Annotated in this window: 6 protein-coding genes; 3 read left to right on the plus strand and 3 right to left on the minus strand. The window is 47.6% G+C overall.

The annotated features are described in order from the left end of the window. Positions 1-119: 119 nt before the first annotated feature. Entirely contained in the window at positions 120-3,167 is a 3,048-nt protein-coding gene (locus QUA36_RS29805; RefSeq protein ID WP_333459993.1) for an MASE1 domain-containing protein, read from the minus strand. Between the two features lie 216 nt (positions 3,168-3,383). Then, complete coding sequence (locus QUA36_RS29810; RefSeq protein WP_333162407.1) at positions 3,384-5,015, minus strand: serine/threonine-protein kinase; 1,632 nt, start codon at positions 5,013-5,015, stop codon at positions 3,384-3,386. Between the two features lie 533 nt (positions 5,016-5,548). Between QUA36_RS29810 and pheT the strand changes: the two genes are divergently transcribed. Further along, complete coding sequence (pheT, locus tag QUA36_RS29815) at positions 5,549-7,993, plus strand: phenylalanine--tRNA ligase subunit beta (protein WP_333459994.1); 2,445 nt, start codon at positions 5,549-5,551, stop codon at positions 7,991-7,993. Between the two features lie 156 nt (positions 7,994-8,149). On the opposite strand, the gene QUA36_RS29820 is transcribed toward pheT, so the two are convergent. Beyond that, complete coding sequence (locus QUA36_RS29820) at positions 8,150-8,719, minus strand: Uma2 family endonuclease (protein WP_333053900.1); 570 nt, start codon at positions 8,717-8,719, stop codon at positions 8,150-8,152. Positions 8,720-8,883: 164 nt separating this feature from the next. On the opposite strand from QUA36_RS29820, the gene QUA36_RS29825 reads away from it, so the two are divergent. Next, on the plus strand, positions 8,884-9,153 hold the full coding sequence (locus QUA36_RS29825; protein ID WP_190662223.1) for a YciI family protein: 270 nt from the start codon (positions 8,884-8,886) through the stop codon (positions 9,151-9,153). 13 nt (positions 9,154-9,166) lie between these two features. Next, positions 9,167-9,991 carry a hypothetical protein gene (locus QUA36_RS29830; RefSeq protein WP_333459995.1) on the plus strand — a complete coding sequence of 275 codons (825 nt, stop codon included), beginning with the start codon at positions 9,167-9,169 and terminating at the stop codon, positions 9,989-9,991. The last annotated feature ends 59 nt before the right edge of the window (positions 9,992-10,050 follow it).

Below are 10,050 nucleotides of genomic sequence, written 5' to 3' on the forward strand. Positions count from 1 at the left end.
TGACTGTTGACTGTTGACTGTTGACTGTTGACTGTTGACTGTTGACTGTTGACTGTTGACTGTTGACTGTTGACTGTGAGTCGAAAAACTTAGCGGTTGCGCGGATTTTAGATTAGAGATTAAAGAATTGAGAAAGAGGGCTCGTCCGAGTTGACAGCAGGTAACAAAAACCAGAAAGTCGAACCACCGCCGGGAGTGCTTTCGACGCCAATTTCGCCGCCGTGAGCTTTGATAATTTGCTTGGAGAGGTACAAGCCCAAACCCAGCCCTGTTAATTGTCGGCTATTAGGGTCTTGAACGTAAAGTTCAAATAGAGATTCCCGCTGTTTGGCGCTGATTCCCACTCCATTATCTGTTACAGTACAGCGAACCATTTTTACGGTGACTCCGGGCAATTTGCTGCCGATATTGCCAATTTGACCCTGATAGCGGGGCATTTTGCAACTGCCGTCGAGGTTGAATTTGGCCAGGGTTTCCTGATTTTTCTGGGTGGTCTCGCCTATCCGAGGACGATCGCCCGCAGCAGATATCCCGTTAGCGATACAGCGGGCAAGCGGATTATTGGGCGATGTTAAAGCCTGGGAATTTTCTTCATAACTTAGCGCTGTTTCAACTGCAATTACCTCGGCTTTAAAAGTTATATTGACTCCCGGAGGATTATGTTTAATAGCATTAGTCAACAGATTTTCTAGCACCCGCTGCAAGTGTTGGCGATCGGCTTTGACTTGTGGCAAATCCGCCGGAATATCCTGAGTCAAAGTTGCTTGATTTTTTGCCAGCATCGGTTCTAAATCGGCAATAATGGCTGAAGCTAAAGACGGCAAATGCAGCGGTAAAGTATTGATAACAATACCTTTGACCTCGCTAGCGTGAGCGTCGAGCAGGGAATTAACCATCGTCAACTGGTGTTCGCTGGCCTGAACGATGCGCTGCAAAATCGATCGAGAAACCGGAACATCTTGTAGAGAGTCAGACGGCGATTTGTTGAGCAAGTTTTTCAGCAGTATTAACATTCCCATAACAGGAGTGCGGAGATTGTGAGAAACTGCGTGCAAAAATAGGTCTTTCAGGCGGTTGCTTTCTTGCAACTCGTGCATTTTTTGCTGTAGTTGGTGGGTGCGTTCCTCCACTTGAGATTCCAAGTTGGCATTGAGAGCTTTTACCTGCTGCAAAAGTTGGGCTTGCTGGAGAGCGATCGCCACTTGGGTAGCGAGTTTTTCCAACAAATCAATTTCAAATTCCTGCCACTGGCGAGGCCCAGAACACTGGTTGACGGCCAAGATCCCGAACAATTCATCCCCTAGGAAGATCGGCACATTTAACGTCGCGCGAATTTGATAGTCGCTGTACAATTGGGCAATTGGAACGCTGAGTTGAATGCTAGCAGTATCGGAGATAGATCGGACGCGGTTGTTAGCATAAAAAGTTTTCTGGTTTTCGAGTAGATTTTCGTCAGCGAGTACCCACCCCAAAAGAGAACGGCATTGGGCACCCACAGACTCGGCAACAACCTTAGCGTACACCGGGCTAGGAAGATGTACCCCGCCCGCATCCACAATACCGATGAAAGCGCGGTCTGCCTTAAAAAATTGCCGGACTTCCGCAACAGTAGTATTGAGAATTTCTTCTAGGTCGAGGGACTGGCGAATTCGCAGGGCGATTTCTGAGAGCAAGCGATCGCGATCGGAGGACGCCCGCAAAGCGGTTTCCGCGCGGTGGCGTTCGGTAACGTCTTGGACTGTGGCGGCGATCGCCCCTGACTCAATTGCCGACTGTTCGCAGACAGTGCGTTCGGAGCCATCTGCCAGCACAATTCGGTAGTTAATGCAATAGGCTTGGCGCTGCAACATAGCTTGGCGCTGCGATCGCGCCACCAATTCTCGGTCTTCTGGATGTACGGCCTGCAAAAAAACTTCTGGTGTCGGTTTGACAGTTCCAGGAGCAAAACCCAAGAGGCGGTAAAGTTCGTTTGACCACCGCAATTCGATATTGGATATATGATGTTCTGCGGATTCTTCGCAGTTGTCAGTTGCTGTGAGGGCGGCGCAATTTAAATCCCAATTTCCCAAGTGAGCGATGCGCTGAGCGTTGGCTAAACTAGCTTCGCGATCGCGCAGCATGGCGGCCGTGCGGCGCACCTCCACCAGCGCTTGCTGGCGTTCTGCTACGGCGGCGGCCAACATCAGAGCCACAAGGGCGATCGTACCGGTAAAAGCTTGTAAAAATAAAACCGCCTGTTTGAGATTATCGCTTTTGGCCAAAAACGGGCCGCCTCCCTGCACTGCTCCCCAAATCGCGATGTAAGACACGATCGAATAAGCAAAAATCGCTCCCGCCGATTGAAACCGCAGGGCAGCCCAAACTATCAGAGGAAAAGGCAGATACTCCAGCGGATACTGAGCGATCGCCGCTTGTGTTTTTGAGCAAAAAAACAGCCAGCTCACGCTCAGCAAGAGAGTCAGCCACAGCGCTATTTCTGAATAATTAATAATTAAAAATAGAAGATTATAACGGTTTTTAGTTGCCGAAAATGTGTGTCTGCGATTAGTAATTGGTAGTTGATTATTCTCTCTGTTAAAAAATGCGATAAAAGTTGAAATAATGGGGTTTTTTAGTGGAGATTTAAAATTATTAACGGCGTGCTTTAAAGTCAGCAGCACTGGCGTCACAATCAAAATTCCCATGCCGTCTCCGAGCCACGTAGTCCACCAGTTCCGAGGGAAATTGCTCCACTGAGCCCAACCAAAAATGCACGTACCCAAGTTGCCGAGGAGAGAGCCGAGGAAAGTAGACCCGATGACAGCGCCCGCTACCAAAGCCAGAACATCTCGCAGTCGATCGAGTTTGGTAGAAAATCCGCTCCAAGTCAGCAAAGCCTCTCCAGCCAGCGCTTGCAGGGTGACGCTAAAAGCCGATGTGGCAATGACAGCCGACGGTACACCGCCGGTAGAGTTTAACAGCACTGAACCGAGGACAATTCCCGGCCACATCCGTCGCCCTTGCAGTAGCAGTGCCGCTAGAGCAATACCGGCGGGCGGCCACACGGGGGAGGGTTCGGTTTTCACCAGTCCCAGCATCGACGCTGCGAGTTTTCCGGTAACAAAGTAGGCCAGCGCCAGGATGCCGGTGTACAGAAGCGTTCGAGTGCGGGGGTTGAGCAGTTTCATGTTTAGGTGCGATCGAATCCTCCATTCCTAGTTTTTAATTTAGGCGGCTTTGGGGCGATCGAGCTTCCTCCTGACGACTCACCTGACTGGGGGAGTGGGAAGTTGACTGTTGACTGTTGACTGTTGACTGTTGACTGTTGACTGTTGTGATTGGTGATTAGTAGCAGCTAACAACTCCCCATGCCCCATGCCCCATGCCCCATGCCCCATGACTGCTTAAAATCCAAAACTCCGCTTACCATCCGGCTTAACAGTAAGCCAATTGGTCTTGGCCATTGCCAGTTGTTCCTCAGAAACTGTAGCGTTCGTAAGATTCGCCCCGCACAAATTTGCTCCCCGCAAATTTGCCTTAGTCAAATAAGCCCCCGTCAAGTCAGCACCTCGGAAATCCGCCCCTTCAAAATTGGCAGTGCTGCAATAAGCCTCAGTCAAATTAGCATCTCGCAAATTCGCATGAATTAACCTCGCGTGACCCAAATTTGCCCCCGACAAATCCGCTGCTTGCAAATTTGCCTTCACCAACCTAGCCTGATAAAAATTCCCCCCCGCTAACTGCGCTTTTTGCAGTTGCAAACCCGACAGTTCGCAGTCAGCAAAATCACGCTTGCCTTTAAAATATGCCGCTCGCACGCTGTTGGTGTCCCACTTAGGAGCAACTTTCGATAGCTTTGACGCTGCTAAATTACCGCTAGAAGGTCCAACCGTTCCGAAAGTTCTGCCGGACTCAGCCAGAGTCCGGGAAACTCTCGGCTGCATCCCCGTGTTCCCGGATTGGCTGAAGGAAGTTCTACCAGCGCGGGTGTGGTTCGATCGTAAATCTTGATTAATTTTGCTCTCAGGGCGTGACCACGAAGAACCCTCGTCATTAAATATTGTCGGTTCTTCAACAGCACGAGAAGAGCCGTTGAATTGAGTTGCCAAGCCATCCACAAGACTTGGGTCTTCAAATTCGCCAGAGAGAGCTCTGAGGACATCTGCTGCTGATTGGAAGCGGTGACCAACCATCGGCTTCAGCATTTTTTCGAGAATCCGCGCAAAATTTGGGCTTACCTGAACGTGGGGCTGCCAAACAATTTCGCCGGTTACTCCATCAAAATCTAAATCCTTGGGCGATTTTCCTGTCAGCAAGTACAAGCAAGTCATCCCCACCGCGTAGATGTCGCTGGCAAATATCGGCCGCAGCGCCATTTGTTCCGGGGGAGCAAAACTAAATGTGCCGACTGAAAATTTCGTGTTGGCGCTTTGGTCGGCGGGGTCTAATAATATTGTTTGGCTAACTTGGTCTTTTACCGCTCCGAAGTCAATCAGAACTAAGTGGCTGTCTTGAACTCGGCGAATAATATTTGCGGGTTTGATGTCTCTGTGAATTACTCCTTGGCTGTGGATATATTGCACTACTGGCAGAATTTCTAATAGAAAATTTTTAACATCCGATTCGTTGAAACGGCCTGAGTGCTTGACTTCTTGTTTCAAAGTCGAGCCTTTAACATACTCTTGAACTAAGTAGAATTGCTGTTCCGTTTCAAAATAGTCTAGCAGCCTCGGTACTTGCGGGTGGTCGCCCAGTTGGCCGAGGGTTTTTGCCTCTCGCTTGAATAATTCCCGCGCCATTTCTAAAACTCGCGGCGACGAACTACTGGGTCGCAGTTGCTTGACTACACAACTCGGTTGACCGGGCAATGAGATGTCTTTTGCCAGAAATGTAGCTCCAAAACCTCCTTGTCCTAACGGTTCAATGACTCGGTAGCGAGCGCGCAGCAATAACCGCGCACCGCAAGTCTGACACTGAAGAATAGAGTCAGCAGGGTTTTGAGGATGGGGACAGCCCGGATTTACGCAGTAGCTCATATTGATTGAGTTTGCCTATGTTGTTCTGATCTTGTCAGCGTCGCTCGACTGCACAAATAGCCTGTTCCTGCTTCTGGTAGACATACTAATCTATCAGTTTTCGGCAAGCCGTGCCTTCGATCGCGAATTGGAATTGCACCTAAGTCTTTTAAGCCGATATCTTTTCCCTATTTTGATTATCTCGCTGGTTTGAGTTTTTTCGGTTGATTATCCTTGAAGATAGTTTAAAGACTTGCTAAAGTTGTGCTTTTTTGTGTAAAGTCTTTCTAAACTTAAGTGCTTTTTGCGTTGTTAGATGTATCTAGCATACCTCATTCTCTGAATGAGAATGCTACTCATCCCCCAGTAAACATCTACCTTTGGGCCGATCCCTCGTTTTTGCTGATGTGTACCATAACAGTCTTGACAAAATTAAATTAGTATGCTATGAAAAGCTTTCCCGAATAAATTCTGGGACTCAAAAGTCGTAGCCCGTCGGCGCCGACTAATGACTAATAACTACAGAGCACTGACAACTAACTACTGACTAAATTATGCGTATTTCTCTAAAGTGGCTGCAGGAATTGGTGGATGTGGCAATATCGCCGGAAGAATTAGCCGAAACTCTGACAATGGCAGGCTTTGAAGTTGAAGAAATTGAAGACCGCCGCCCGTGGGCAAGCGGTGTAGTTTTGGGCAAAATCATCGCCTGCGAACAGCATCCGAATGCAGACAAATTGAGAGTTTGTCAAGTGGATGTCGGCTCTTCAGAAGCTCTGAATATTGTTTGCGGCGCACCCAACGCTAGAGCAGACATTTATGTGCCTGTCGCTGTTGTCGGCACTTATTTATCGACTATTGATTTAAAGATTAAACCTGCTAAATTGCGGGGCGTTCCTTCCGAAGGAATGATTTGCTCTCTGGCGGAATTGGGACTATCTAAAGAGTCAGCAGGCATTCACATTTTTGAGTTAGAAAATCCCGAATTGGGCAGCGATATTCGCCCACTTTTGGGCTTAGACGATGTGATTTTAGATTTGACAGCAACTGCCAACCGGGCAGACGCTTTGAGCATGGTGGGCGTGGCGCGGGAAGTGGCGGCGCTGACTGGGGCGAGTTTGAGAATTCCCGAAGCGAATGGTGTGGCGATTGAGGGCAAAGAAAGTCCTGGTTTGGCAGTAGAAATATCGGAACCGCAAGGATGCCCGATTTACATCGGCACGGCAATTGAAGGTGTGAAAATTGCTGCTTCTCCAGCTTGGTTGCAGCAGCGGTTGCAGGCGGCGGGAGTGCGGCCGATTAATAATGTAGTTGACGTAACTAATTACATTTTGCTGGAATGGGGACAACCGCTACACGCTTTCGATCGCGATCGCCTACAATCTTTCACAGGTACTCAAGATATCAGCATCGGCGTCCGTTTTGCCAAAACAGGCGAATCCTTCAAAACTTTGGACGGACAAAACCGCAATTTGCAAGCTCAAAATCTGTTAATTACTGCTAGCGACAAACCTGTTGCCTTAGCTGGGGTAATGGGTGGTGAAGATACGGAAGTTCACGAAGGAACGCAAAATTTAGTCTTGGAAGCAGCGATTTTTGACCAGGCAACGATTCGCCGTTCTGCCCGCGCTCAAGGCCTGCGGAGCGAGGCATCGATCCGCTACGAACGGGGGGTGAATCAGGCGGCCTTGGCGACGGCCTGCAACCGCGCTGTAGCTCTAATTTTAGAGTTGGCTGGAGGCACTGCGACGGTGCAGAAAACGGCGAGTTCGGGCGATGATTTGAGTTTTTCGCGATCGCTCGAATTGCGTTTAGACCGAGTAAATCTGGTTTTGGGGCAGTTGAAAAGAGCGGAAACGGGCGGTTCTAAATATCTGGAACCGGAAGAGGTAAAAAACATTCTCATAGCCTTGGGCTGCGAAGTTGTGCCGACGGAAAAAGAACGGGTGTTTGCGATAACTGTTCCTCCTTACCGCTACCGGGATTTAGAAAGGGAAATTGATTTAATTGAAGAAGTTGCCCGACTCCACGGTTATGACAATTTCTGCGATACTTTGCCCAGCAAAACGGAACCCGGTTATCTGTCGCCGGAATATGCGGCAATTCGGAATGTGCGATCGGCTTTTCGGGCTGCAGGTTTGACCGAGTTGATGCACTATTCTTTGGTGAAAACTGAGGGAGATAATCAGGTGGTGCTGGCGAATCCGTTGTTTGTGGAGTATTCGGCTTTGCGGACAGAAATGCTGTCGGGTTTGATTGATGCTTTCCAGTACAATTTGGAACAGGGAAATGGCGCACTAAACGGTTTTGAAGTCGGCCGCATTTTCTGGAAAGATGGGGATGCAATGAAGGAAGCCGATGCAGTTGCGGGGATTATCGGCGGCGATCCAACTGTGTGGAAATGGCAGCAGTCCGGGCGCGATCGACCTTTGACTTGGTTTGAGGCTAAGGGGGTTTTGGAAAGCGTGTTTCAGGAGTTGGGTTTGGCGGTGCAATATCAAAGCGATTCCTCTAATACGCGCTTGCATCCTGGCCGCACCGCTGCGTTATCGTTAAACGGGAAACATTTAGGAGTTTTCGGACAGTTGCACCCGCAATTGCAGCAGGAAAAGGATTTGCCTGAGCAGGTTTACGTGTTTCAATTAGATTTAGCGGTGCTGTTGGGTGAATTAGGGCGATCGAGCAACTTAACTCGCAAATTCGCGGGTTATTCGAGTTTCCCCGCTTCAGACAGAGACATTGCGTTTTTCGCACCGGTTGAAGTTCCGGTTGTTGAGATGCAGAGTGCGATGAAAAAGGCGGCGGGTAGTTTGCTGGATTCCGTGGAACTGTTCGACGAATATCGGGGCGACAACGTGCCGGCGGGACAGCGGAGTTTGGCTTTTCGGTTAGTTTACCGCGCGGGCGATCGAACTTTGAGCGAAAGCGATGTCGAACCGGCCCAACAAAAAGTGCGGGATGTTTTAGTTGAGAAATTCGGCGTTAGTTTGAGAAGCTAATTGTAGGGGCGGTGCTAAAAGTGCCTGCCCTCTCTCGATTTCTTACACGCAAAGACTAAGAAACCGGGTTTCTTCCAAGATGTACCGCCATCAACCAACTATTAACAGAGAAACCCGGTTTCTGCGGCCAAGCGAGTCCTAAATTTGTTGAACAAGTTAATAACTTAACGGCCGCAACATCTCCCGCACAAAAAAAGAACTATCAGGAAACCGCAAAAGAGAAATACTATCACCATCCGCAAGAATCACCCGACTTTGATAACCATCCTGACTCGGTTCTCGAAAAACGTGGAGTTGCCGATTATTCACATCCAAAACCCAATAATCAGTAATTCCCGACTCAGCATAAATTTTCGCTTTAATCCCACAATCCGTTCTCAGCGTAGTATCCGCAACCTCAATAATCAGATAAATTTCTGAAGGAATTGGATGGTGGTCTTCATAGTAAAGTGGATCTGGTATAACTACAGAAATATCCGGTTCAGGTTGCGAGTAATTATTCATCCGAACCGGGTCTTGCAGCCGCACAAAAATCTGTTCTCCTAAACGGTTATCCAATAATATCTTCGTGCGCGCAATCGCCGCACCGTGAGCTGTTCCCTTTGCTGCCATCTTTACTATCTGTCCTGCTAGTAATTCCACCCGTTCATCTTCGTCAAAAATACCAATTTCCGTCATCCGGTCATATTCATGAACTGTCAGCAGACGAATGTCTAATAAAGTCATAGTAACCTCCTTCTCTCTAACAAACCTCTCTCTTCTTCCCCTCTCTTCCTCAGCGACCTCTGCGCCCTCTGCGGTTAATCAATTTTACCCTATAAAAACTCGTCAAATCCTGCTACTATTATTGTACAATAACTTTTAAACAAATTCATCTAAGGCTCAAAACCGTGACCAAATATGTGATGTGGGGAAGTTACTGCGAAGATGTTCTCGAAAAACGCGCTCCGTTTCGAGACGCTCATTTAGCGGGATTGGCTAAGCAGAAGGAATCGGGTGTGTTAAGTACGATCGGGCCTACAAAAGATTTAACAAAAGTTTTTGCAATTTACGAAGCCGAAGATGAGGCACAGGTGCGACAATTGGTTGAGGCAGATCCTTATTGGGTAAATGGGGTTTGGACTGAGTACGATGTGAAAGAGTGGATTCAAGCTTTTTGAAGGAGTTAACAGGGTGAACCTCTTAAGATTGGATGACAGCGATTTAGTTCCAGTGGACTATGGCGATTTGCTGGACAAGATTTTAGAAGTTTTGCAATCGAAAAACCCGTTTAATATATCAGATGACCGCCGCCGTCTGATCGTCGATATTGATGCTATCGCTGCTGATGTTGCAAAAATGCAAGTGCGGACACCCTTGGGTTCCTTTGAACGTCAAGCAGATGCTGCTACGGTTAATTTTCCGCCAGAAGTTGAGGAGCTTTTTGGCAGTCAAATTACGCAGATTCAACAGTGTTTGCGGCAGCAATTAGAATCTATTTTAGGACAAAATGTTGCCATTGAAAAATTTGTAAATAGCTTAACCAGTCTTCTAGATTCTTTTAAAGGCAACGGAAGTCAGTTGGGCTTCAAATACGATTTCGACAAAAAACATTACAATTTGCAAAAAAAGAAGCTAACTTTGGAACCATTGGGCACTGGAAGCGATTCCTTGCTCAAGTTTCACAAAGTTACTATTTCTGTCGGAAATGCCAATATTTTTCAACAAGAATTGCAAGAAGGTTTAAAAAATTATATTGATGAAAAAGCTCAGACTGAGGATGACAATGATGAACTCAATCGACTGCTTCAGGAAATGTTGAGTGATGAAACTTCTAGTTTTCATCGATTAGTGCGAATTGTCGATAAAGAAACTCTAGGTCAACTAAAAAAAGAAGCCAAAATTACTTACTTAGAATATATTTTAGCAAACGTCAGCCCAGATAAAGCCAACGACAGAGGCTGCATTTATTTAAAAGATTTGATCCGGCGCTTGCGGTTGATACTCCCTTCCCGCTAGAAGACTATAGAATGAGATTATAGATATGTTGAATCGTGTTGGCAATTTGGATGGGAGTC

The sequence above is a fragment of the Microcoleus sp. Pol10D4 genome, from assembly GCF_036701555.1.
Taxonomy (GTDB): Bacteria; Cyanobacteriota; Cyanobacteriia; order Cyanobacteriales; family Microcoleaceae; genus Microcoleus.